At 63.1% G+C, this 23,905-nt stretch carries 20 protein-coding genes; 10 read left to right on the forward strand and 10 right to left on the reverse strand.

The features are described from left to right. Nucleotides 1-154: 154 nt before the first annotated feature. From bamA to lpxB, 6 genes are all read left to right on the forward strand, one after another. Nucleotides 155-2,551, forward strand: coding sequence for an outer membrane protein assembly factor BamA (gene bamA, locus AC3EML_RS20110; RefSeq protein ID WP_352520311.1), 2,397 nt, complete (start codon nt 155-157; stop codon nt 2,549-2,551). Between the two features lie 77 nt (nt 2,552-2,628). Beyond that, on the forward strand, nt 2,629-3,687 hold the full coding sequence (gene lpxD, locus AC3EML_RS20115; RefSeq protein WP_023671032.1) for a UDP-3-O-(3-hydroxymyristoyl)glucosamine N-acyltransferase: 1,059 nt from the start codon (nt 2,629-2,631) through the stop codon (nt 3,685-3,687). A 1-nt stretch (nt 3,688) separates the two neighbouring features. Beyond that, a complete protein-coding gene (fabZ, locus tag AC3EML_RS20120; protein WP_023684696.1) occupies nt 3,689-4,141 on the forward strand; it encodes a 3-hydroxyacyl-ACP dehydratase FabZ in 453 nt (150 codons plus the stop codon). A 15-nt stretch (nt 4,142-4,156) separates the two neighbouring features. Next, the gene (lpxA, locus tag AC3EML_RS20125; protein ID WP_023706235.1) at nt 4,157-4,990 is read left to right on the forward strand and encodes an acyl-ACP--UDP-N-acetylglucosamine O-acyltransferase; all 834 of its coding nucleotides are present in this window, start codon (nt 4,157-4,159) and stop codon (nt 4,988-4,990) included. Further along, a complete protein-coding gene (locus AC3EML_RS20130) occupies nt 4,977-5,879 on the forward strand; it encodes an LpxI family protein (RefSeq protein ID WP_352520312.1) in 903 nt (300 codons plus the stop codon). Before lpxA ends, AC3EML_RS20130 begins: the two co-directional genes overlap by 14 nt. Next, the gene (gene lpxB, locus AC3EML_RS20135; protein WP_352520313.1) at nt 5,869-7,047 is read left to right on the forward strand and encodes a lipid-A-disaccharide synthase; all 1,179 of its coding nucleotides are present in this window, start codon (nt 5,869-5,871) and stop codon (nt 7,045-7,047) included. The genes AC3EML_RS20130 and lpxB overlap by 11 nt, the downstream gene beginning before the upstream one ends. A 178-nt stretch (nt 7,048-7,225) precedes the next feature. On the opposite strand, the gene gltA is transcribed toward lpxB, so the two are convergent. Together gltA and gltX are read right to left on the reverse strand one after the other, a co-directional pair. Further along, nucleotides 7,226-8,557: a citrate synthase gene (gene gltA, locus AC3EML_RS20140; protein ID WP_023671037.1), complete on the reverse strand. Its 1,332-nt coding sequence runs from the start codon at nt 8,555-8,557 to the stop codon at nt 7,226-7,228. Between the two features lie 181 nt (nt 8,558-8,738). Continuing rightward, a complete protein-coding gene (gene gltX / locus AC3EML_RS20145; protein ID WP_023715818.1) occupies nt 8,739-10,163 on the reverse strand; it encodes a glutamate--tRNA ligase in 1,425 nt (474 codons plus the stop codon). A 460-nt stretch (nt 10,164-10,623) separates the two neighbouring features. On the opposite strand from gltX, the gene arr reads away from it, so the two are divergent. Both arr and AC3EML_RS20155 read left to right on the forward strand, forming a co-directional pair. Then, a complete protein-coding gene (gene arr / locus AC3EML_RS20150; RefSeq protein WP_023684701.1) occupies nt 10,624-11,040 on the forward strand; it encodes an NAD(+)--rifampin ADP-ribosyltransferase in 417 nt (138 codons plus the stop codon). 111 nt (nt 11,041-11,151) lie between these two features. After that, nucleotides 11,152-13,608 carry a ComEC/Rec2 family competence protein gene (locus AC3EML_RS20155; RefSeq protein WP_352520314.1) on the forward strand — a complete coding sequence of 819 codons (2,457 nt, stop codon included), beginning with the start codon at nt 11,152-11,154 and terminating at the stop codon, nt 13,606-13,608. Here the strand turns inward: AC3EML_RS20155 and lexA are convergent. Together lexA and AC3EML_RS20165 are read right to left on the reverse strand one after the other, a co-directional pair. Further along, entirely contained in the window at nt 13,602-14,384 is a 783-nt protein-coding gene (gene lexA, locus AC3EML_RS20160; protein WP_023693449.1) for a transcriptional repressor LexA, read from the reverse strand. The genes AC3EML_RS20155 and lexA overlap by 7 nt on opposite strands. 205 nt (nt 14,385-14,589) lie before the next feature. Then, nucleotides 14,590-15,354: a GntR family transcriptional regulator gene (locus tag AC3EML_RS20165; RefSeq protein ID WP_023688568.1), complete on the reverse strand. Its 765-nt coding sequence runs from the start codon at nt 15,352-15,354 to the stop codon at nt 14,590-14,592. Nucleotides 15,355-15,521: 167 nt separating this feature from the next. On the opposite strand from AC3EML_RS20165, the gene kynU reads away from it, so the two are divergent. Further along, complete coding sequence (gene kynU, locus AC3EML_RS20170) at nt 15,522-16,769, forward strand: kynureninase (RefSeq protein ID WP_352520315.1); 1,248 nt, start codon at nt 15,522-15,524, stop codon at nt 16,767-16,769. Between the two features lie 105 nt (nt 16,770-16,874). Here the strand turns inward: kynU and kynA are convergent, their stop codons facing one another. After that, a complete protein-coding gene (gene kynA, locus AC3EML_RS20175; protein WP_031204220.1) occupies nt 16,875-17,711 on the reverse strand; it encodes a tryptophan 2,3-dioxygenase in 837 nt (278 codons plus the stop codon). Then, nucleotides 17,708-19,333: an AMP-binding protein gene (locus AC3EML_RS20180; RefSeq protein WP_023684707.1), complete on the reverse strand. Its 1,626-nt coding sequence runs from the start codon at nt 19,331-19,333 to the stop codon at nt 17,708-17,710. The genes kynA and AC3EML_RS20180 overlap by 4 nt, the downstream gene beginning before the upstream one ends. 283 nt (nt 19,334-19,616) lie before the next feature. On the opposite strand from AC3EML_RS20180, the gene AC3EML_RS20185 reads away from it, so the two are divergent. Beyond that, nucleotides 19,617-20,330, forward strand: coding sequence for an alpha/beta hydrolase (locus AC3EML_RS20185; RefSeq protein WP_488482042.1), 714 nt, complete (start codon nt 19,617-19,619; stop codon nt 20,328-20,330). Nucleotides 20,331-20,375: 45 nt separating this feature from the next. Here the strand turns inward: AC3EML_RS20185 and AC3EML_RS20190 are convergent, their stop codons facing one another. Genes AC3EML_RS20190 through trpD form a run of 4 tightly spaced genes read right to left on the reverse strand, consistent with a single transcriptional unit; the run spans nt 20,376 to nt 23,893 of the window. Continuing rightward, on the reverse strand, nt 20,376-21,581 hold the full coding sequence (locus AC3EML_RS20190; RefSeq protein ID WP_023693454.1) for a molybdopterin molybdotransferase MoeA: 1,206 nt from the start codon (nt 21,579-21,581) through the stop codon (nt 20,376-20,378). Further along, nucleotides 21,582-22,064, reverse strand: coding sequence for a cyclic pyranopterin monophosphate synthase MoaC (gene moaC / locus AC3EML_RS20195; protein WP_023684710.1), 483 nt, complete (start codon nt 22,062-22,064; stop codon nt 21,582-21,584). 2 nt (nt 22,065-22,066) lie between these two features. Further along, entirely contained in the window at nt 22,067-22,879 is an 813-nt protein-coding gene (trpC, locus tag AC3EML_RS20200; RefSeq protein WP_023684711.1) for an indole-3-glycerol phosphate synthase TrpC, read from the reverse strand. 3 nt (nt 22,880-22,882) lie between these two features. Continuing rightward, nucleotides 22,883-23,893 (reverse strand): anthranilate phosphoribosyltransferase, encoded by a 1,011-nt coding sequence (gene trpD / locus AC3EML_RS20205; RefSeq protein WP_023712346.1) that lies wholly within the window; start codon nt 23,891-23,893, stop codon nt 22,883-22,885. Nucleotides 23,894-23,905: the final 12 nt, after the last annotated feature.

Raw genomic sequence — 23,905 nt, forward strand, 5'->3', positions numbered from 1 at the left:
TATGCGTGACGCGAAAGCCACGCATCAGGGTTAAGTAATTACAAATTAACCAGAAGCCTTGCGTGTAGGGAAAATCCGGTTAATACGGTAGGAGAAATTACCGCACGTCCGGTTTTCTCGCCGTGGGGACTTCGAGAAAAGGTACAAAAGCCCGATGAAGGCAGCATCCAAATTTTTGAGCGCCGCGTCCGCGGTGGCTATGTCCGCCGCTCTGGTTGTACCAGGTGCGCTCGCCGTGCAGTTCGTTGCCACATCTGCGGCGCAGGCAGCCGTTGTCTCGAGAGTCGAGGTCAGCGGCAACCAGCGTGTCGACGCCGACACCATCCGCAACTACATCACGATCAAGCCGGGCAAGGCGTTTTCCAGCGCCGATATCGACGATGCGGTCAAGGCGCTGTTCGGTACCGGGCTGTTCTCGGACGTGCAGATCAATCAGGTCGGTTCGACGCTGGTGGTCAAGGTTGCCGAATATCAGGTCGTCAACCAGGTTCTGTTCCAGGGCAACAAGAAGCTCAAGGACAATGCGCTGGCAGTCGCCGTGCAGTTGAAGCCGCGCGGGACGTTCTCGCAGGCAACGCTGGACTCCGATGTCGAGGCGGTGAAGGCTGCCTACAGGCGGATTGGCCGCGATGACGCCACTGTCACGACGCAGATCATGGATCTCGGCGACAACCGGGTGAACGTGGTCTTCAACATCAACGAAGGCGGCCGCACCAAGATCGCCGCCGTCAATTTCGTCGGCAACAGCGCCTATTCGAGCCGCCGCCTGTCTGACGTCATCGCCACCAAGCGCTCGAGCTTCCTGTCTTTCGTGCTGCGTGACGACGTCTATGACGAGGACAAGCTGCGCGCCGACCAGGAATCGCTGCGCCGCTTCTATTACAATCACGGCTATGCCGACTTCCAGGTGGTCTCAGCCGTCGGCGAGCTCGATGACACGACCAACCAGTACACCGTTACCATCACCGTCCAGGAAGGCGACCGCTATACGTTCGGCGACGTCAGCGTCGAGAGCACCATTCCCGAAGTCGATTCGAAGGCGCTGGAATCGGTGGTTCAGACCCACAAGGGCGACGTCTACAACGCCAAGGATGTCGAGGACACCATCATCGCGCTGACCGAAAAGGTCGCGGGTTCGGGCTATGCCTTCGCCCAGGTGACGCCGCGCGGTGATCGCAACTTCGAGAACCACACCATTTCGGTCGTCTATACGATCGACCAGGGCACCAAGGCCTATATCGAGCGCATCGAAATCCGCGGCAACGACCGCACGCGCGACTATGTCATTCGTCGTGAGTTCGATGTCAGTGAAGGCGACGCCTTCAACCAGGTACTCATCCAGCGCGCGAAGAAGCGGCTGGAAAAGCTGGATTACTTTGAGAAAGTCGACGTTTCGACTGTCCCGGGTTCTGAGCCAGACCAGGTCGTGCTCGTGGTTGACGTAGTCGAGAAATCGACCGGCGAGTTCTCGGTCGGCGCAGGATATTCGACCGGTGGTGACACTGCCGGTCCGTCCGTCGAAGGTTCGGTCGCGGAGCGCAACTTCCTCGGTCGCGGCCAGTACATCAAGGTTTCGGCGGGTGGTGGCAAGAATTCGCGCGACTACAGCCTGTCTTTCACCGAACCCTATTTCCTCGGGCGCCGTATCGCCGCCGGCTTCGACATCTTCCAGCAGACCCGGAATTACAGCAAATATGACAGCGAGACGCTGGGCGCGACAGTTCGGTTCGGTCTGCCGATCACCGACAACATCTCGACCCAGCTGGCGTACAATATCGCCCAGGAGAAATACAAGCTCGACGACGGTTGCGATGACAATCCTACCGACCCGGGCGATCCGAACAACCTGCCTGGCGACGGGACCCCGGACGCCGACTGCAAGATATCTCCGGCGATCGTCGAGGGAATTAATGAAAGCCCGTGGATCAAGTCGTCGGTCAGCCTTGGGCTGGTCTACAACACCATCGACGACATGAAGAGCCCGCATGAAGGCATCTACGCCACCACGACTGTGGAAGTGGCCGGCCTTGGTGGCGATGCCAAATTCGTCAAGGTTACCGGTCGTGGGACTGTCTACCAGACCCTGTCGGAACAGTTGGATCTGGTCGGCCTGATCTCCGGCGGTGCTGGCCATATTGCGGGCTATGGCGATAATGGCCTGCGTATCTTCGATCAGTTCCAGAGCAGCGACCGCATGATCCGCGGCTTCGAGTATGGCGGCATTGGCCCTGCGGATCCTTTAACGGGTGACCACCTCGGCGGCACCACCTATTTCAATGCTTCGGCGGAAGCTCAGTTCCCGATACCAGTCATTCCGGAAAGCTTTGGTGTGCGTGGGGCCGTGTTTGCTGATGCCGCAACGCTGTATGGCAGCAAGATTGACTCCGTCGCTCAAGTTTCAACTGATCTAGAGTTGCGCGCGTCGGTTGGTGTCGGCTTGCTGTGGTCATCGCCCTTCGGCCCGATCCGCATCGACTACGCGATGCCCGTCAAGAAGGAAAAGACCGACGACGTGCAGGAATTCAACTTCGGCATGTCGAGCCGCTTCTGATCTTGCGGTAACGATGCTTCCGGGCCGTTGGGGTCCGGAAGAGAATTGATCCGACCTAGCTGGATATTGCTTCTGGAATGACCGATCCGGTGTTCTTCGCGCCATCACGCCGGTATACGGCCGGCGAAGTCGCGAATCTGACCGGCGCGTCGCTCGTCGATTCCGACCTTGCCCACATATCGATCGATGCGTTGGCGCCAGCCAACGAAGGCGGCGAGGGTGCGCTCGTCTTCGTCGACGGCAAGCGCAATTTCGCGCTGATGCAGTCGCTGAAGGCGGCGGCCGTGTTTTGTCCCGCCGAGTTCGCCGGCAAGGCGCCGGCCGGCATTGCGGTTCTGGTGCATCCGCGCCCGCAGCAGGCCTTCGCCATGATCGGCCGGCTGCTGTTCCCGACAGCGGCTACGCCGGGACCGATGACCAGCGAAACCGGGGTCTCGCCGCAAGCTCATGTCGATACCACGGCGCATATCGAGGCAGGCGCGATCATCGAGGCCGGAGCTGTCGTCGGCCCGCGTGCTTCCATCGGCAGCGGAACGGTCATTGCCCCCCACGCCGTTATCGGTCCGTCATGCCAGATCGGCCGCGACGGCTATATCGGACCAGGTGTCAGCGTCCAGTACGCGCTGATCGGCAACCGCGTCATCATTCATGGCGGCGCCAGGATCGGCCAGGACGGCTTCGGCTTTGTCGGCGGCGCCAAAGGCCCTGAGCGTGTGCCGCAGGTCGGCCGCGTCATCATTCAGGACGATGTCGAAATCGGCTCGAACACGACCGTCGATCGCGGCGCCATGTCGGATACGGTCATCGGTCAGGGGACCAAGATCGACAATCTGGTGCAGATCGCCCATAACGTTCGCATCGGCCGCAATTGCATTATTGCCGGGCTCTCTGGTATTTCCGGCTCCGTCACCGTCGGCGACGGTGTCACCATGGGGGGCGGCGTTGGCCTTGCCGATCATTTGACCATCGGATCAGGGGCCAAGCTTGCTGCAAGAAGCGGGTTCATGAGCAACGTGCCGGCGGGCGAGATCTGGGGAGGCTATCCGGCGCAGCCGATGGCGGAAGCCATGCGCGAGATCGCCATGCTGAGGAAGCTCGCCAGGACGCGCAAGCAGGGCGAAGGGGGAAGTAGCTGAGATGGTGCCGGCGACGCTCGAAGCGGTCGATATATTGGGGTTGATGAAGCTTTTGCCGCATCGCTATCCCTTCCTGATGATCGACCGCATCATCGAAATCGACGGCAATGATTCTGCCATCGGCATCAAGAACGTGACCATCAATGAGCCGCATTTCCAGGGCCATTTCCCGGATCAGCCGGTGATGCCGGGCGTGCTCATCGTCGAGGCTATGGCGCAGACGGCTGGCGCGATCTGCATCCGTAACCTCAACACGGAAAAGCCGTCGCTGGTCTATTTTCTGACCATCGATAATGCGAAATTCCGCAAACCGGTCGTCCCGGGCGACCAGTTGAAAATCCACGTCAAGAAAATCAAGATGCGCGGCAACCTGCTCAAATTCGCCTGCGAGGCCATGGTGGAGGGCACAAAGGCCGCCGAAGCCGAGATCTCGGCAATGATGGTTACCGGCTGACGGTTCGAAATGCTCATGAAAATACAGACTTCAATCCACCCCTCGGCCGTCATCGAGGCCGGCGCGCAGATCGGCGAAGGCGCCGCAATAGGACCTTTCTGCTATGTCGGCGCTGACGCCGTGATCGGTGACCGCGTCGAACTGGTCAGCCATGTCTCGGTGCTGGGCGCGACAACCATTGGCGCCGCGACCAAGGTCTATCCAATGGCGACACTGGGCGGACCGCCGCAGAACACCAAGCACAAGGGCGGCCGCACCACTTTGGTCATCGGCCAGAACTGCACGATCCGCGAAGGCGTGACCATGCATCTCGGCACCGATTCCAGCCGCGGCGAGACGACCGTCGGCGACAACGGCAATTTCCTTGCCTATGCCCACATTGCCCATGATTGCGTCGTCGGTAAAAACGCCACCTTCGCCAATGGCGCGACCCTGGGCGGCCATTGCGAGGTCGGTGACAGCGTTTATATTGGCGGCCTCAGCGCCGTTCATCAGTTCGTGCGTGTTGGTGACAACGCCTTTCTCGGCGGCTGCTCGGCTTTTGTCGGCGATGTCATTCCCTACGCCATTGCGGTGGGCAATCGCGCGAGCCTGCGTGGACTCAACATCATCGGCCTGAAGCGCGCCGGGTTGCCGCGCGCCGAAATCTACCTGCTGCGCAAGGCTTACAAGACCATCTTCGACCGCTCCCGCACTGTCGGCGAGAACATCGAATTCGCCAAGGCCGAGTTTGCGTCGTCGCCGACGGCCATGAAAATCATCGATTTCATCACCAGTCGCGGCAAGCGGCATTTTGCCGTCCCGTCGCTTAAGGGTGGCGACGGCGACGATGCCGATGACGAAGGCTGAGGCCACTTCAACGGGCCTCGATCTTGCGCCGGACGCCAGGGTCGGCATCATTGCCGGCGGCGGTAGCTTGCCGGTCGAAGTTGCCGCCGGCCTGGCGGAGGCCGGACATCCGCCCGTCATCATCCTGGTCGAAGGTCAGGCCGACCGTCAGTCCGACCTTACAATCTATGAGCATGAAAGCCTTGCGCTGGAAGACATCGGCTCGCTGGTTGCGTTGCTGAGGCGCCGGCGGATCACCCATCTTGTGCTTGCCGGCGAGATCAGGCGCAGGCCGCGGTTGGTCGACATGCGTCCGAACCTTGGGCTACTGGCACTTATACCCTCGCTCGCCATGGCGCTTGCCCGCGGCGATGACGGGCTGTTGAAGATATTGACCCGCGGCCTGGAGGCACGGGGCGTCAAGGTTGTCGGTGCGCATGAAGTCGTGCCCCGGCTCGTCGCGGCCGAAGGGCCGCTGACCAAAGCAGTGCCGCGAAAGTCCGACTGGCGCGATATCGAGGCGGCACACGCGGCGGCAAAGGCCATCGGCGCGCTCGACATTGGCCAGGCGGCAATTGCCATCGGTGGCCGCACTGTTGCCCTGGAAGGCGTCGAGGGCACCCACGGACTGCTCGAGCGGACGCAGCAGTTGCGCGGCCATGGCAGGCTGGCCGGCAAGACGCGCGGTGTCCTGGTCAAATGCGCCAAGCCTGGCCAGGAATTGCGTGCCGATCTGCCATCTATTGGCCCCCAGACCGTCGAGGCGGCGCATGCCGCGGGGCTCGCCGGCATTGCCGTCGAAGCCGGCCGTTCGCTCATCCTCGAAGGCCCCGCCGTTGTCGCGCACGCCAATGCGCTCGGCCTGTTCGTGTTCGGCCTGCCGGCTGCGGGGGCTGTCCATGGCAGCTGAGAAGCCGCTGAAGATTGCCATCGTCGCCGGCGAAGAATCCGGCGACCTGCTGGGCGCCGACATCGTGCAGGCGCTGAAGCGCATGACCGGGCGCGAGGTGCAACTCGTCGGCATTGGCGGGCGGCATCTGCAGGCGCTCGGACTGGCGCCGCTGTTCGATGGCGCCGAGATCGCGCTGATGGGGCTCAGCGCCATCCTGCGTGACTTGCCGCGCCTGATGCGGCGGATCAGCCAGACGGCAAGTGCTGTCGCAGCCGAAAAACCCGACTGTCTGATCACCATCGACAGCCCTGATTTCTCGCTGCGCGTCGCCAAAAAGGTCCGCGCCGCCGATCCGTCAATCCCGACCGTCCATTATGTCTGCCCGAGCGTCTGGGCGTGGCGGCCGGGTAGGGCGGCCGCGATGAAGCCCTATGTCGACCACATACTGTGCATCCTGCCTTTCGAGGTAAAGGAGCTCAGCCGTCTCGGCGGCCCGCCCGGCACTTACGTCGGACATCGCCTCACGCATGATCCAGGCGTGCTGGGCGCGGCCAGGGCGCAAGCCCAGCCACGCGATCTCTCGGCCGATCACGTCAAGACGCTGCTCGTCCTGCCAGGGTCGCGGCGCGGCGAGGTCAGCCGGCTTATCGGTCCGTTCGGCGAGACGGTGTCGGCGCTGCGCGCGCGTGGCCACCGGCTGCGGCTGTTGCTGCCGACGGTGCCGCATGTCGCCGAACTGGTCAAAACGTCGGTGGCGCGCTGGGATCAGGAGCCGGAGGTCATCCTTGATCCCGAGCGCAAATGGCAGGCCTTCGGCAAGGCCGATGCGGCGCTGATCGCGTCTGGAACGGTTTCGCTGGAACTGGCATTGTCGGGTGTACCGATGATCTCTTGCTACAAGTTCGATCCGATCATGCTGATGGCGCAGAGCCTGATCACGGTGTGGAGCGCCGCTTTGCCCAACCTTATCGCCGACCGGACGGTCGTGCCGGAAAGCTACAACCAGTATGTGCGGCCGCACTATCTGGCGCGGCAGCTCGAGGCACTGTTTTCAGACACCGCCTACCGCGCCTGGCAAAAGGACGGCTTTGCCGAAGTTGCCAGGCGTATGGCAACCGACAAGCCGTCCGGCGATATCGCCGCGGATGTCGTTCTTCGCCACATCGGGAGAGCGAATAGGGCTTAGTAAGGAGTGAACGATGAATAGTGAATAGTGAATAGCGAATAGTGAATAGTGAATAGTGATTAACGCGCTCTCGCTATAATCAAGCTGCTACTTACTACTTGCTACTTACTACTTACTACTTACTACCTGCTATTCACTACTTACCATTCACTACTTACCATTCACCATTCACTCTCTTTCACCTTTTCGCAATCGGCACGTAGTCGCGTTCCGGGGCACCGGTATAGAGCTGGCGCGGACGGCCGATCTTCTGGTGGGGATCCTCGATCATTTCCTTCCACTGCGCGATCCAGCCGACGGTGCGCGCGACCGCGAACAGTACGGTGAACATGGTGGTGGGGAAGCCCAGCGCCTTCAGCGTGATGCCGGAATAGAAATCGACGTTCGGATAGAGCTTCTTCTCGATGAAGTAGGAATCGGTCAGCGCGATCTTTTCCAGCTCCATGGCGATATCGAGCAGCGGATCGTCCTTGATGCCGAGTTCGCCCAGCACCTCATGCGCCGTCTTCTGCATGATTTTCGCGCGAGGATCGTAGTTCTTGTAGACGCGATGGCCGAAGCCCATCAGCCGGAACGGATCGTTCTTGTCCTTGGCGCGGGCGATGAATTCCGGGATGTGGTCGACATGGCCGATCTCGCCCAGCATGTTGAGCGCCGCTTCGTTGGCGCCGCCATGCGCCGGGCCCCACAGGCAGGCGATGCCGGCGGCAATGCAGGCGAACGGATTGGCGCCCGACGAGCCGGCAAGGCGCACCGTCGAGGTCGAGGCGTTTTGTTCGTGGTCGGCATGCAGGATGAAGATGCGCTCCATGGCGCGCGCCAGCACCGGATTGATCTTGTATTCCTCGCACGGCACCGCAAAGCACATATGCAGGAAGTTGGCGGCGAAGTTCAGCTCGTTCTTCGGGTAAATGAAGGGCTGGCCGATATGGTATTTGTAGGCCATGGCCGCAATCGTCGGCATCTTGGCAATCAGCCGCATCGAGGCGACCATGCGCTGATACGGATCCGAAATATCGGTGGAGTCGTGATAGAAGGCCGACAGCGCGCCGACCACGCCGCACATCACAGCCATCGGATGCGCGTCGCGGCGGAAGCCGGTGAAGAAGCGCGACATCTGCTCGTGCACCATGGTGTGGCGCGTTACCCGGTAGTCGAAATCGTCCTTCTGCGCCTTGGTCGGCAGTTCGCCGTAGAGCAGGAGGTAGCAGACTTCGAGGAAGTCGCCATGCTCGGCCAGCTGGTCGATGGGGTAGCCGCGGTGAAGCAGGATGCCGGCATCGCCGTCGATGAAGGTTATCGCCGACTCGCAGCTCGCCGTCGAGGTGAAGCCGGGATCGTAGGTGAAGGCGCCGGTGGTGTTGTAGAGCGCACCGATGTCGATGACGTCGGGCCCGACCGAGCCGCTTCGCACCTTGAATTCATGCGTCTTGCCGGCCAGTTCGAGCGTGGCAGTCGACGGGTGCGTCGTCTTGCTGCCGGTTTCCAGTCTTGTCGCAGCTTCGCTCATTCTCAAACTCCTTCATGTTCCTCATGCCGGCAAGGCAATTCCTGCAAACGACACGTCGAAATCACCGGAATGCGCGAACTCGCCACCGCATTTTGGGAGGTGCGTGCCAGATTGGGCCAAGGCCTAATGTTGCACTGCGAAACCCGCCTTTCAATGCCAATCTTCTTGGGCCAGTTCGCTCCTAATCGATTTGATCCGCAATCCGCGCCAGGCTTTCCTCGCGGCCAAGCACGGCGAGCACGTCGAACACGCCGGGCGAGGTGCTGCGGCCGGTAAGGGCCGCCCGGAGCGGTTGGGCCACGGCGCCGAGCTTGTGGCCGCCTGCCGTCGCGAACTCGCGCACCGCGGCTTCAGCCGCGGCAGCCGACCAATCGCCCGAAACAGTCTGCAAAGCGGCATGTGCGCCGCGCAGGATCGCGCGCGCGTCGGCATTGAGCAGTGCTGCCGCCTTCTCGTCGATCGGCAGCGGCCGCTCGACGAACAGGAAGGCCGCGCCATCGGCCAGTTCCACCAGCGTCTTGGCGCGCTCTTTCAGGCCCGGCAAGGCGGCCAGCAGCTGCGCCTTCCTGGCATCGTCGAGACGGGCGGCGATAGCCGGTCCGCCTTCGAGGTATGGCAGAGTGGCGACGAAAATGTCGAACAGCTCGGTATCGGCCATCTTGCGCATATGCGCGCCGTTGATCGACTCGAGCTTGGCGAAGTCGAAGCGCGCCGCACCCTTGTTGACATCGCCGATGTCGAACCACGAAATCATGTCCTTGATCGACATGATCTCGTCGTCGCCATGGCTCCAGCCGAGCCGTGCCAGATAATTGAGCAGCGCCTCGGGCAGATAGCCCATGGCGCGATAAGCCTCGACGCCGAGTGCGCCGTGCCGCTTCGACAGCTTGGCGCCGTCGGCGCCGTGGATCAGCGGGATATGCGACATCGACGGGACGTCCCAGCCCATCGCGTTGTAGATCACCGTCTGGCGCGCGGCGTTGGTCAGATGGTCGTCGCCACGGATGATGTGGGTGACGCCCATGTCATGGTCGTCGACGACGACGGCATGCATGTAGGTCGGATTGCCGTCCGAGCGCAGTATGATGAAATCGTCGAGGTCCTTGTTGGGGAAGCGCACCTCGCCCTGCACACGGTCGTGCACCACGGTTTCGCCCTCGGTCGGCGCCTTGATGCGGATGGCGCCCTTGACGCCGGGAGGCGCCTCCGAGGGGGCACGATCGCGCCACTGGCCGTTGTAGCGAGGCGGCAGGCCCTTGGCGCGTGCGGCCTCGCGCATCGCCTCGAGCTCGGCAGGCGTCTCGTAGCTGTAATAGGCCTTGCCCAGGCGCACCAGCTCCTCGGCCACCTCACGGTGGCGCGGCGCGCGCTCGAACTGCGATATGGCCTCACCGTCCCAGGAAAGGCCGAGCCAGGTCAGCCCATCCAGAATGGCCTGTGTCGCCGCCTCGTTGAAGCGTTCGCGGTCGGTGTCCTCGATGCGCAGCACCATCGTGCCGCCGGTGTGCTTGGCGTACAGCCAGTTGAACAGCGCCGTGCGCGCGCCGCCGATATGCAGATAGCCGGTGGGCGAGGGGGCAAAACGGGTGACGACCGTGTCGGACATGGAACTCTCGGGAAGCTTGGAAAGCGGGGCGTGATCGCGCGGACTTTCGCGCTTTGCGCGTTCATGTAGCATAGGAGGTCTGGGGCGCAAGGGGCAGACCCGATGGCTGGACGAGGCCGGGGCACGTCGGCAATTATCGGTTGCGTCAACAGGCCGGAGCCTTGTAGCACAAAATCTGTTCGCACCTCCGCGCAACCTCATTTGGCAGCAGCGTCAATGTCTGGGTTTCATTCGGCTGCAGCGTCCGTCACAGTGCCTGGAACATCGCTGCGACGGTGGTAGCCCCCTCTGACGAGCGGACATTTCTTCACGGATGCGGCACTGCCCGACTACAACGCCGCCGTGACAGCGTTGGCTTGGTCACGCATATTGACCTTTCTGCAATCATTATCGTGAACACCGCAACTGTGTGCAGGCCGGTCTCGCCACGAAGGAGGCATGATTGAAAGAAGGACTACCGATGACCGAAAACGCCGACCATACGGAGGGTGATCCGTTCTACCATGGTACCCGGGCGGATTTGAAACCCGGGGATCTGCTGAGCGTCGGCCACCCTTCCAATTTCAGAGGTAAACCACTGTCATGGATCTATTTCACCCAGACACTGGAAGCCGCCATCTGGGGAGCAGAGCTTGCAACGGGTGACGGTCGTCAAAGGATTTACATCGTAAAGCCGACGGAGTTTTTTATGGATGACCCTAACCTGACCGACAAAAAATTTCCCGGTAATCCGACGAAATCCTACCGCTCCCGTGATCCGTTGCTCATCCTGGGTGAACTCGGTGAATGGCAGGGTCATACACCGGAACAATTGAAGGCAATGCACGATGGGCTTGCTCGCCTGAGAGCGGAGGGCCAGGATATGATTGAGGATTGAGCGTCCTTGCCAGGTGATGGTCGATTCCGGCGCGGTGGACGTGATCACGCGGACTTTCGCGCTTTGCGCGTTCATGTAGCATAGGGGTCTGGGGCGCAAGGGGCAGACCCGATGGCTGGACGTGGCCGGGGCACGAAGGAAGGCGAAGGCGCCGAGGCAAGCGTCAGCGAACGCTCGCTGTTTGCCGATAGTCCCTATGCCGAGCCGCTGCCCCTCGCGCTGCCTGAGCCGCATCCCGGCGTCGCGCCTGCGCTGCCCGGTCACGCGTTGCCGGCGCAAGTCACAGCGCCCGGATCTATCGCCCGTCTGCGCAGACGGCTTCGCCGTCCGTCATGGCCCGCGCTCCGCCGCAGCCTTGCCGTGGCCGCCAACACGGAGCTCGACCGGGGCGTCGCCTTCCTGCTGGTGCCGGTTTTCCTGGCGGCCGGCGTCATCATTTATTTCTCGCTGGCCGGCGAGCCGGGCTTTGCGCAGCCAATCGCCATTGTGGTGCTGGCGACATGTTGCGCTGTCGCCACGCGATCGCGGCCGAGGACGCATCTGTTCTGCATGGCCGCGATGCTGTGCGCGCTCGGCGTCGTCGCCGCCAAGGTCGAGACCTGGCGCGCCGGAACGCAGATGCTCGGCTCCGAGATCCAGACACGGCTGACCGGCCGCGTCGTCAGTCTCGAACAGATGGAAAGCGGCCGCATCAGGCTGACGCTCGATGTGGTTTCGACCGCTTACCCCGAGCTGCGCTACGCCCCGGAGCGGGTCAGGCTCTCGGCGCGGACCGTTCCCGCCGATATGACCGCCGGCTCCCTGATCACCGGCTATGCCAGGCTGTTGCCGCCGACCGGTCCGGTGCGGCCGGAGAGCTACGATTTCTCCTTCGACAGCTATTTCACCGGTATCGGCGGCAGCGGCTTCTTTCTCGGCAATCCGAAAACCATTGCTACGCAGGGACCGCCGCCGCTGACCGCGCGGCTCTCCTCGGCAATCGAGAACGCGCGCGAAAACATTGCCGACCATATCAGGGGCAAAATCGGCGGCGCCGAAGGCGAGATTGCCGCGGCGTTGATTGTCGGGGTGCGCGCCGGCATCCCGGACGAGGTCAACGAAGCGATGCGGCGCACCGGCATCTACCACATCATCTCCATCTCCGGCCTGCACATGGCGCTGGTTGCCGGCACCATCATGGCGTTGCTGCGTGGCGCCTTTGCGCTGTTTCCCGTTTTCTCTTCGCGCCGGCCGGTGAAGAAATATGCGGCCGCGGCAGCGCTTGTCTCGATCGCCGCCTATCTCGTTATTTCAGGCGTCGTGGTTGCCGCCGAGCGCAGCTTCATCATGCTGGCGGTCATGCTTGTCGCCGTGCTGTTTGATCGCGCCGCACTCACCATGCGCAATCTGGCGATCTCCGCCATTGCCGTCATCCTGGTGTCGCCGCACGAGGTGGTCGGTCCCAGCTTCCAGATGTCGTTTGCCGCCACCGCCGCCCTTGTCGGCGCCTATGCCGGCTGGGCCGATTACCGCGCCGACAAGGTGAGAACGCCGCCGGCAAAGCGCTCCTTCGTCGGCTTCCTGTCGCGAAAATTCGCGCTGGCCATGGGCGGCCTCGCAATGACCTCGATCATCGCCGGCAGTGCAACCTTGCTGTTCGCCATCTGGCATTTTCAGCGTGTGTCGCCGCTCAGCCTGATCGCCAATCTGGCCGTGATGCCGATTGTTTCGTTGATCGTCATGCCCTTTGCCGTGCTCAGCGCACTGGCGATGCCGTTCGGCGCCGACGGGCCGTTCCTCTATGTGATGGGCAAAGGTCTGATGGCGATGATCGCTATATCGGCCTGGATTTCCGAGCGCTCGCCGGTCGACGCCGTCGGGCTGATCTCCATCCGCTCGGTGCTGTTAGTGGCGGTCGCCCTCGTCATCGCCACCATGGCCACCACCTGGCTCAGGTTGGCGGCCGTGCCTTTCGCGCTGGCCGGCCTGTTGACGGTGCCGCAGGTGCTTACGCCAGACGTGCTCATATCCGAGGATGCGCATCTGGTGGCCATGCCGATCGGTGGCGGCGAACTCGCCCTCAACCGCGAACGCTCCAACGAATTCACCACGGACAATTGGAAACGGGCGCTGCGGGCCGAAACCATTATCCCACCTGAGATTTTCGAGGCAACAGATACGCGGTTCGATCTCGATCCGCTCGATCTGCCGCCCGGCTCGCCCTTCTATTGCACCGGCGATCTCTGTATCGCCCGGCACCCTTCCGGAGCCATTGTAGCGCTTGCGAAAGACCGCAAGACGGCGCGGCCGGCCTGTGCCTTCGCGAGCCTGATCGTCATCGATGACGCCACCGCCTACAATCCGTGCCGCGACCCGCTGGTGCTGGTCGTGACGAAGAAACAGCTGGCCCGCGACGGCAGCGCCGCCGTCTTCTTCGATCCGCAATCGGCAGCTGCAGCGCCAACCATCCGCTTCGCCGTCGACAAGCCGTATCGCCCCTGGCACGAGCAACGCCGCTTCTCCCGCGAAGCGCGCGGCCTGCCGCCTTACAACCAGCGTGAAAAGTACAAACCCAAGCCGGCTCAGTAGCGCCGGATCAATCCGACAAGCTTGCCCTGCACCTTCACCCTGTCCGGTCCAAAAATGCGGGTCTCGTAGGCCGGGTTGGCGGCTTCCAGGGCGATCGAGGCGCCCTTGCGGCGGAAGCGTTTCAGGGTCGCTTCCTCATCGTCGACCAACGCCACCACGATCTCGCCGGGGCTGGCTGTGTCGGCATTGCGGATGATGACCGTGTCGCCATCGAAAATGCCGGCCTCGATCATCGAATCGCCCTTGACCTCGAGCGCGTAGTGTTCACCGCCCATGATCATGTCGGGCGGCACCGAGATCGAATGGGTCTGATGCTGGATGGCGTCGATCGGCACACCGGCAGCAATGCGTCCCATCACCGGGATCGACACCGCCGAAACGGCGTCGTCATTGCCGGCCGACATCGAACGCGACGGCGAGCCCGGCTTGATCTGGCGGCCGATACCGCCTTGGCCCATCGCGCCTTGTCCTTGGCCGCCTTGCCCTTGGCCGGTTTGACCAAGACTGCCCTGAATGACGCTCGGCGAAAACTTCCTCGCCGCATTGAGGCCTGGTGCGATCGAGTCGGGCAGCCGCAGCACTTCCAGCGCGCGCGCCCGGTTCGGCAGCCGGCGAATGAAACCGCGCTCCTCAAGCGCCGTGATCAGGCGGTGGATGCCGGACTTGGAGGCGAGGTCAAGCGCTTCCTTCATCTCATCGAAGGACGGCGGGATTCCGCTCTCCTTCAGGCGTTCATGGATGAACATCAGAAGCTCATGTTGTTTGCGCGTCAGCATCGCGGCCCCCAGGGGTTCTGAAACCAGAATCAGAAAAAACAAACCCAGAACAAACACTATCTGTTCCAGTTGTGTTCCGCAACCTTTTAAAGTTTAATGAATGTGTTGACGTTTTGTTCAGCGTGACGTTCGGCACCGCGAGCGGCGCTCGTAGTCGTTCGCCGGCAACGGGGTGAAACGAAGACAAAGTGCCCTGCGTCGTCGGCTACGATCGCCGCTTCCTTTTCGGACGGGGCTGCGCAGCATCCGCCCCGGGTTCACTCTGGGCATAGACCTGCAGCGTGTAGCCGATGTGAGCGGTCATCAGAGTTTTCGCACGTTCGACGTCGCGATCGAGGGCCGCTTCCATCAGGGCGGTATGGTGTTCGATCGCCACGGCGTCGCGCAGGGCCGCCACGGCCTTCCGGTGGCCATCCGTGCGGCCGGCGGCGGCGCGCAGCGTCGGCGCCAGACCCAGGAAGCGGTGATGGCGATGCAATTGGTCGGAAATCGTCGCATTGAAGCGCAGCAGCCAGCTGGATGTCGCGGCACTGAGCAGCGCCGCATGGAAGGCATCGTGTTTTTCGTACCACGCGTCGACCGCATCATCCGATGGATCGTCGAGAACAGACCCGCACCGTGAGAGACGATAGTGGGCGGCAACGACCGCGTCTTCCCACTCACGGTCGCCCTCCTCGATCGATTCCACCAGCAGGGGCAGTTCGACCACCAGCCGCGCACGCGCCAAATCCTCGAGCTCCGCCCGAGAGACGGGAGCGACCGCAAACCCGCGGTTGCTGATGGCGGTCACAAGCCGTTCCGCCTCCAGCCGCGACAGCGCCTCGCGCAACGGCGTCCAGCCGATGCCGTAGGTGTTGCGCAGCGTGCTCAGCTTCAACGGCGCGGCAGGCGCCAGCCGGGTCGCAAGAATATCGCGCCTGAGCAGGCGATAGGCCGCTTCCGTCTTCGAGGTCTGCTCGTCATCCAGCATCGTGATCCATCAGACATAAACGCTCGGCGGATCATTATATATCAAAGCCTTTCAATGGGTGAATTATATATAATGTTTGACAGTTCAAGGGCGACCACTCAAGATCGCCGGCATGTTTGGGCGGCAGGCTCCGCCGCGCGCGTTTGTCCATGGAGGGGCGCCGGATCATGAGCACGACACCCGATCTCGCTACAATCGAAGCAATGGATGCCGCCGATCCGCTGCGCTCCATGCGCGAACGCTTTGTCTTGCCGCAAGGCGTGATTTATCTCGACGGCAATTCCCTGGGCGCCGCGTCAGCGGTCGTCTTCAGCGAACTGCAGCAGGCCGCCACGCAGGAATGGGCGCACGACCTCATTCGCGCCTGGAACACCGCCGGCTGGTTCAACATGCCGGTGGAACTCGGAGATCAGCTCGGGCGACTGATCGGCGCGGCTGACGGGCAGACGGTGGTCTGCGACACAACCTCGATCAACATCTACAAGCTGCTGCACGCAGCGCTCGGCATGCGGCCGGATCGGTCGGTCATCGTTGCCGAGGGCGACAGTTTCCCGACCGACCTCTACATGGCCGAAGGCCTCGCCTCGACCCGGCCGGGAACGCGGCTGCGGCTGGAGGGCGTCGACGCGGCCGCAATCGAGGAGCTGATCGACGACAGCGTTGCCGTCATCCTGGTCAACCACGTCAACTACAAATCCGGCCAGTTGCGCGACATGGCGGCGCTGACGCGCAAGGCACATGACGCCGGCGCGCTGATCATCTGGGATCTCTGCCACACGGCCGGCGCCTTGCCGGTCGAACTTGACCGTGCCAATGCCGATTTCGCCGTCGGCTGCACCTACAAATACCTCAATGGCGGCCCGGGCTCGCCAGCCTTCATCTACGCGGCCGAGCGCCACCATGACGATGCCCACCAGCCGCTCAGCGGCTGGTGGGGCCATGCGCGGCCCTTTGCCTTCGAGCAGGGCTTTGCCGTCGGCAGCGGCATTCGCCGCTTCCTGTGCGGAACGCAGCCGGTGCTGTCGATGCGGGCGCTCAAGGGCGCGCTCGATATCTGGAACGACGTCGATATGGCGGCGGTGCGCAGAAAAAGCATCGCGCTGACCGACCTGTTTATCCAGCTCGTCGAAGCCAGATGCGGCGCCTACCGGCTTGAACTGGAAAGTCCTCGCGACGGCAGCCAGCGCGGCAGCCAGGTGTCGTTCCTCCATCCGCATGGCTATCAGGTGATGCGCGCGCTGATCGAGCGCGGCGTGATCGGCGATTTCCGGGCGCCGTCGACCATCCGTTTCGGCTTCACGCCGCTCTATGTCGGATATGGCGATGTCTGGCAGGCGGTCGAAGTCCTGGAGGATATTCTGCGCACCGGCGCCTGGCAGGACGCCCGCTTCGCGGTGAAGACCGCGGTTACGTGAGAAACCAGAGCAATTTCAGGAAAAGTGTGAAGCGGTTTTCCGTCCGAAATTGCGTCAATCAAAGAGCTAGAGCATTTCGCCGTTTCCGTTAAACGGTGAAATGCTCTAGAGCCGGGTGCGGACCGTCCAGAGCTCCGGAAACAGCACGACCTCCAGCATCTTCTTCAGATAGGAGGCGCCTGAGGTGCCGCCGGTGCCGCGCTTCAAGCCGATGATGCGCTCGACCGTTGTGACGTGGTTGAAGCGCCAGCGGCGGAAGTAATCCTCGAAGTCGACCAGCTTCTCGGCCAGTTCGTAGAGCATCCAGTAGCGCTGCGGGTCGCGGTAGACGGTTTGCCAGGCAGCCAGCACGTCTTCGTTCTCACCGCGCGTCTCGCGCCAGTCCGTGCGCCCGGCATCGGCGCCGATGTCGAAGCCATTGCGCGCCAAAAGCAGAAGCGCCTCGTCGTAGAGCGACGGCGTGGCCAGGATCGCTTCCAGCCTGTCCGTAAGGTCGCGCCGGTGCTTGTGCGGCCCGAGCATGGCTAGGTTGCGGTTGCCGGCCATGAACTCGATGGCGCGGTACTGCCAGGACTGGAAGCCCGAGGATTGGCCGAGCGCGTCGCGAAACTCGGTGTATTCGCTGGGCGTCATCGTGCGCAGCACGTCCCAGGCATTGTTGAGCTGCTCGAAGATGCGCGCGACACGCGACAGCATCTTGAAGCTCGGTTCGAGGCGGTCGGCGCGGATCGAGAGGATCGCGGCGCCGATCTCGTGGAGGGCCAGTTTCATCCACAATTCGGATGTCTGATGCTGGATGATGAACAGCATCTCGTCATGGGCAGAAGACAGCGGCGCCTGCGTATCGAGCACCTTGTCCAGCTGCAGATAGTCGCTGTAGGACATCCGCTCCTTGAACGACATCTGCGCGCCATCGGACGCCGGATCGTGCGGCTTAATCAATTGATCTTCTCCGCGCGCAACCGGAAGCGCTGGATCTTGCCGGTCTGGGTTTTGGGCAAGGCGTCGATGAACTTCACCGAACGCGGATATTTGTAGGGCGCGATCGTTGCCTTGACGTGGTCCTGCAGGCGTTTGACGGTCAATGCGTCCGGCGAAACACCTTGCACAAGCACGATATGCGCCTCGACGATCTGGCCGCGTTCACCGTCCTCGGCGCCGGTCACCGCGCATTCGGCGACGTCGGGATGCGAGAGCAGCGCCGCTTCGACCTCGGGGCCGGCGATGTTGTAGCCGGCGCTGACGATCATGTCGTCGGAACGCGCGGCGAAGTGGAAGAAGCCATCCTCGTCCTGCGTGAACGTATCGCCGGTGAGATTCCAGCCGTCGCGGACATAGTCCTTTTGCCTGGCATCGGCCATGTAGCGGCAGCCGGTCGGGCCGCGCACCGCCAGCCGGCCAGTAGAGCCGCGCGGCAACTCCCGCATCTCGTCATCGACGATGCGTGCCTGATAGCCGCCGACGGGTTTGCCGGTGGAGGCCGGCTTCATGTCGTCGAAGCGGTTGGAGATGAAGATATGCAGCATCTCGGTGGCGCCGATCCCATCGAGGATCGGCTTGCCGGTCTTCTCAGTCCATTCCTCGAAGACAGGCGCCGGCAGCGTCTCGCCCGCCGAAACCGCGACGCGCAGCGAGGACAAGTCAGCGCCTTGATCCATGGCCTTGAGCATGGCCCGATAGGCGGTTGGAGCGGTGAAGGAAATGGTCGCTTTGTAGGTCTCGATGATGTGGATCATGTTGGGTGGCGTCGCCTGTTCCAGCAGCGTCGCCGCGGCGCCGAAGCGCAGCGGGAAGATGGCGAGCCCGCCAAGACCGAAGGTAAAGGCAAGGGGCGGGGAGCCGACGAAGATGTCGTCGGGCGTCACCTCCAGGATTTCGCGGGCATAGGCGTCGGCGACGATCAGCAGGTCGCGGTGGAAATGCATCGTCGCCTTCGGCACGCCGGTGGTGCCGGAGGTGAAGCCGAGCAGCGCGACATCGTCGCGGCCGGTGTTGACGGCAGTGAAGGTGACCGGCTTGTCGAGGGCGGCTCGGTCGAGTTCCGCGTCATGGTTGGCCGTGCCGTCGAAGCCAATGACCTGCTTGAGATACGCATTGCCCTTGGCGCAGGCGGTCATCTCGTCCATCAGCCTTGTATCGCAAAGCGCAACCGTGATTTCCGCCTTGTCGACGATCTTGGCGAGTTCGCCGGCGCGCAGCATCGGCATGGTGTTGACGACCACCGCGCCAACCTTGGTGGCGGCCAGCCAGCAGGCGACCATGGCCGGGTTGTTGGCCGAGCGGATCAGCACCCGGTTGCCCGGCTTGACGCCATAATTCTCGACCAGGGCATGGGCGAGCCTGTTGGTCCAGTCGGACAGTTCCTTGTAGGTGCGGCGGCGGCCATTGCCGATCAGCGCGGTGTGGTCGCCGAACCCTTTTTCGACCAGCCTGTCGGTCAATTCGACGCCGGCATTTATGTGGTCGGGATAGTCGAAGCCGTCGAGCAAAAACTCCGGCCATTGCTCCGGCGGCGGCAGGTTGTCACGCGTGAATGTGTCGATATGCGCTGATGGCCCAAGCATTTTCGGCTGCCCCTGTCTGCCTCGCGCCCATGGCTGAACAAGGCGCAGGATCGCACCAGTCGAAATTTGTTTCAAGCCTAAAATGTTTTTAGGTCGCAGCATTGACGCCGCCCTGTTCGGCGGCCATTCCTGTCGACTGAACTGAAGCCATCCGGGAGGGATGCAGATGCTCGAACATCGTGTTGCCGATTGGGACAATGCCTACGCCAACGGCGACAACATTGCCGGCAGCAATCGCTGGCCGGCCGCATGGGACACACCGGCACAGGCTTTTCGCGATACAATGTCGGCGTCCGGTCGGGCCAAGCTCGACATCGCCTATGGCGACAGCCCGCGCAACAGGCTCGATCTGTTCCTTCCCGATGTCATGCCCAAAGGGCTCGTCGTCTTCATCCATGGCGGTTACTGGAAGGCGTTCGACAACAAGCCATGGTCGCATCTGGCCAACGGCGCGGTTGCCAATGGCTTTGCCGTGGCAATGCCGACTTACACGCTTTGTCCCGACATACGCATTTCCGGCATCGTCAGGGAAATCGCGGCGGCGATCGGCAAGGCGGCGACGATGGTCGGCGGGCCGGTGATCCTGACCGGGCATTCCGCCGGCGGCCATCTCGCCTCCAGGATGGTGACGACAACGACGCCTCTGGCCGCCGATGTGGCCGGCCGCATACGCAATGTCGTCTCGATCTCCGGGGTTCATGATCTGCGGCCGATCATGCGGACGGGGATGAACGCGACACTGGCCATCGATGAAGCGGAAGCACTGGCCGAAAGCCCGGTTCTGCTGCGCCCCATGCAGGGCGCGCGCATCACCTGCTGGGCCGGCGGCGGCGAGCGGGCGGAGTTCCTGCGCCAGAATGCGCTGCTTGCCAACATCTGGATCGGCCTCGGCGCCACGACCAGCACAGTGGTCGAGCCGGACCGGCATCATTTCAGCATCGTCGACGGGCTTGCCGATCCGACACATCCGCTGACGCGGACATTGCTGGCGGAGTAACAACCAGTCTTATCTCTTGGAATTAACGGCTTGGATCCGCGACCTTCAGCGCAACATCAGAACGCTGCAAGCAGCGCCTGCTTCTGCCGCCGGAGCGAAGGGCTCGCGCACGATCAGGCCGGTGGCGTCGGCCAGCATTCTCAGCATCGAGGAATCCTGGATGCCGAACGGCGTCGCCACCAATGCGCCGGCTTCTTCCCGGACCACGGCGCGCACATAGTCTTGCCTTAGATCATTGGCCGGCATCGCGGCGCCAAGCTGAGCCTGGCGGATGTCCTGCCGGTGGGGACGGCCGCCGAGCTGCGCCAATAACGGCTTCAGGAACAATTGCGAGCAGACCAGGCTCGCCACCGGATTGCCGGGCAGGCCGATGCACCTGATATCGCCCAGCCGCCCGAACATCAGCGGCTTGCCCGGGCGCATGGCGAGCTTCCAGAAGTCGAGGTTCATGCCTTCGCCGGTCAGCACGTCATGGACGAGATCATGGTCGCCGACCGAGGCGCCGCCGAGCGTGACGATGACGTCGGCTTTCGCATCGACCGCCTTTTTCACCAGCGCCGCGATCGCTTCCTTGCGATCGGCCGCTATACCGAGATCGAGCGCGCGAGCGCCGACCGACTGCGCCACAGCAGCGACGCCATAGGCGTTGGACGAGATGATCTGGTCGGGGCCAGGTTCGCTACCCGGTGGCAGCAATTCGTCGCCGGTGGCGATGATGGCGACCAGCGGCCGTTGCACCACGTTCAACCGGGGATGATTGGCCGACGCCGCCAGCGACAATGCAGCCGGATCGAGCACGCGGCCTTTCTCCAGCAGCACGTCGCCTTGGGCAAAATCCAGTCCAAGGCGGCGGATGTTACGGTTCTTCGCCGTCGGTTCGGTGACCTCGATCCGGCCACCGCCGAGATCGCGGACATTCTCCTGGATGACGATGGTGTCTGCGCCTTCCGGCAGCGGCGCGCCGGTGAAGATGCGCACAGCTTCCGCCTTACCTACAGCGCCGTCAAAGCCTCGCCCTGCAGGCGCCTTGCCGATCACCGAAAGCCTCGCCGGGAGGGTCGCCACATCCCGCGCCCGTGCGGCATAGCCGTCCATGGCAGATGCATTGAAAGGCGGCTGGGTACGCAGCGCCACGACCGGCTCCGCCAGCACCCGGCCGGCCGAATCCGCCAGCGCGACGCTTTCACCGGGCAACGCCACAGCGCCGTCGAGTAGGCGTTGAAGCGCCTCGGCGACCGGAACCAGCGCCATTTACGAACCCGCCTTGTAGTCGCCGGACTTGCCGCCGGTCTTTTCCACCAGCTTTATACCGGAAATCACCATGGCGCGGTCGACCGCCTTGGCCATGTCGTAAATGGTCAGGCACGCGACAGATGCCGCGGTCAGCGCCTCCATCTCGACCCCGGTCTTGCCGGTGACGCGGGCGAGCGCGGTGACCCTGAGGCCGGGCAGCGTGGTGTCCGGTTCGATGTCGACCGACACCTTGGTCAAAAGCAGCGGATGGCAGAGTGGGATCAGCTCATGCGTTTTCTTGGCAGCCATGATGCCGGCAATGCGCGCGGTACCCAGCACATCGCCCTTCTTGGCGTCGCCGTCGAGGATCATCTTCAGGGTTTCGGCCCGCATCGAGACAAAGCCCTCGGCGACCGCCGTGCGCGTCGTCTCCGCCTTCTCGCCGACATCGACCATGTTGGCCTCGCCCTTGGCGCCGAGATGGGTGAGGGCGGCTGCCATCCTCAGATGGCCTCTGCTTTCGCCTTGCCTGTCAAAAGCAGCCGCGTTGCCGCAGCGACATCCTCTTGCCGCATCAGGCTCTCGCCGACGAGGAAGGTGCTGATGCCGGTCTTTTGCATCCTGAAGCAATCGTCGTGGGTGAAAATTCCGCTCTCGCTGACCAGCAATCGGCCGCCCGGCACCATCGATGCCAGCCGTTCCGAGGTCTCGAGGCTGGTCTCGAATGTTCTGAGATTGCGGTTGTTGATGCCGATCAGCTGCGACGAGAGTTTTACCGCGCGCTGCGTCTCGGCCTCGTCATGCACCTCGATCAGCGCGTCCATGCCGAGTTCGAACGCGGTCGCTTCCAATTCGCTCGCCAAGGCATCATCGACGCTGGCCATGATGATCAGGATGGCATCGGCGCCCCATGCGCGAGCCTCGTAGACCTGGTAAGGGTCGAACAGGAAATCCTTGCGCAGCGCGGGCAGGGACACTGCCTTCCGTGCATTGGTGAGAAATTCCGGCGCGCCCTGGAAGGATGGCGCATCGGTCAGCACCGAAAGACAGGCGGCACCGCCTTTCTCATAGGCCTGCGCCAGTGCGGGCGGGTCGAAATCGGCACGGATCAAGCCTTTGGATGGGCTTGCCTTTTTGATCTCGGCGATCAGGCCGAAGCTGCCCGATCTGCGCTTCGCCTCAAGCGCCCTCCGAAAGCCACGCGGTGCGTCGGCATCCTTGGCTCGCGCCTTGATCTCGGCCAACGGTATCCGCGCCTTCGCCGCCGCGATCTCGTCGCGCTTGTAGGCCTCGATCTTGCGCAGAATGTCAGCCACGGCTCATCCGTTCGAAATCTCGACCAGCCTGTCGAGCACGCCCAGCGCCCGGCCGCTGTCGATGGCCTGTGTGGCCGCGGCCATGCCGTCGGCAAGCGTCGTCGCCTTGCCGGCCACCACCATGCCGGCGCCGGCGTTCATCAGCACCGTATCGCGATAGGCCCCGGCAGCACCTCTCAGCATGTCGCGCAACGCCGTGGCATTGTAGGCGGCGTCGCCGCCGCGCAACTCGTCCTTGGTGTGGCGCTGCAGGCCGACGGCTTCCGGGGTGAGCGTGAAATGGCGGATCTCGCCGCCGGCCAGTTCCGCCACCTGCGTTTCGCCGGTGGTGGTGATTTCGTCATAGCCGTCGCCATGGACCACCCAGGCATGCTCGGTGCCCAACGCCTTCAATGTCTCGGCCACCGGCACGATCCATTCCGGCAGGAACACGCCGACCATCTGCCTGCTGACGCCGGCCGGATTGGACAGCGGTCCGAGCAGGTTGAAGATGGTGCGCGTGCCGAGCTCGACGCGGGTCGGGCCGACATGCTTCATCGCCGGGTGGTGCGCCGGCGCGAACATGAAGCCGACGCCGGCCTCCTGGATGCAGCGGCCGATCACCTCTGGCGGGATATCGATCTTGACGCCGAGCGCGACCAGCACGTCGGCAGCGCCCGTCAGCGACGACAGGCCGCGATTGCCGTGCTTGGCGACCGGCACGCCGCAGCCGGCAATGACGAAGGCCGAAGCGGTCGAGATGTTGACTGAATGCGAATTGTCGCCGCCCGTGCCGACAATGTCGATGGCGCCCTCAGGAGCTTCGACGCGCAGCATCTTGGCACGCATGGTGGCGACGGCGCCGGAAATCTCGCTCACGGTCTCCCCGCGCACGCGCAACGCCATCAGGAAGCCGCCGATCTGGCCCGGCGTCGCGTCGCCAGACATGATGATGTCGAAAGCTTCGCGCGCTTCCTCGAAGGTAAGCCCGGTTCCCGTGGCGACCTTGGCGATATGGGTCTTCAGGGCGCTCATTGGGCCAAGACG

This window comes from Mesorhizobium sp. P170090, assembly GCF_057786115.1.

Coding starts and splice junctions, on each gene's coding strand:
- gltA (WP_023671037.1), bottom strand. CDS start 8,557: ATGAGCGAAGCTGCGACAAGACTGGAAACCGGCAGCAAGACGACGCAC.
- trpD (WP_023712346.1), bottom strand. CDS start 23,893: ATGAGCGCCCTGAAGACCCATATCGCCAAGGTCGCCACGGGAACCGGG.
- gltX (WP_023715818.1), bottom strand. CDS start 10,163: ATGTCCGACACGGTCGTCACCCGTTTTGCCCCCTCGCCCACCGGCTAT.
- bamA (WP_352520311.1), top strand. CDS start 155: ATGAAGGCAGCATCCAAATTTTTGAGCGCCGCGTCCGCGGTGGCTATG.
- AC3EML_RS20180 (WP_023684707.1), bottom strand. CDS start 19,333: ATGCTTGGGCCATCAGCGCATATCGACACATTCACGCGTGACAACCTG.
- moaC (WP_023684710.1), bottom strand. CDS start 22,064: ATGGCAGCCGCCCTCACCCATCTCGGCGCCAAGGGCGAGGCCAACATG.
- AC3EML_RS20155 (WP_352520314.1), top strand. CDS start 11,152: ATGGCTGGACGTGGCCGGGGCACGAAGGAAGGCGAAGGCGCCGAGGCA.
- lpxD (WP_023671032.1), top strand. CDS start 2,629: ATGACCGATCCGGTGTTCTTCGCGCCATCACGCCGGTATACGGCCGGC.
- kynU (WP_352520315.1), top strand. CDS start 15,522: ATGAGCACGACACCCGATCTCGCTACAATCGAAGCAATGGATGCCGCC.
- AC3EML_RS20190 (WP_023693454.1), bottom strand. CDS start 21,581: ATGGCGCTGGTTCCGGTCGCCGAGGCGCTTCAACGCCTACTCGACGGC.
- arr (WP_023684701.1), top strand. CDS start 10,624: ATGACCGAAAACGCCGACCATACGGAGGGTGATCCGTTCTACCATGGT.
- AC3EML_RS20165 (WP_023688568.1), bottom strand. CDS start 15,354: ATGCTGGATGACGAGCAGACCTCGAAGACGGAAGCGGCCTATCGCCTG.
- lpxB (WP_352520313.1), top strand. CDS start 5,869: ATGGCAGCTGAGAAGCCGCTGAAGATTGCCATCGTCGCCGGCGAAGAA.
- lpxA (WP_023706235.1), top strand. CDS start 4,157: ATGAAAATACAGACTTCAATCCACCCCTCGGCCGTCATCGAGGCCGGC.
- fabZ (WP_023684696.1), top strand. CDS start 3,689: ATGGTGCCGGCGACGCTCGAAGCGGTCGATATATTGGGGTTGATGAAG.
- lexA (WP_023693449.1), bottom strand. CDS start 14,384: ATGCTGACGCGCAAACAACATGAGCTTCTGATGTTCATCCATGAACGC.
- AC3EML_RS20130 (WP_352520312.1), top strand. CDS start 4,977: ATGACGAAGGCTGAGGCCACTTCAACGGGCCTCGATCTTGCGCCGGAC.
- AC3EML_RS20185 (WP_488482042.1), top strand. CDS start 19,617: ATGTCGGCGTCCGGTCGGGCCAAGCTCGACATCGCCTATGGCGACAGC.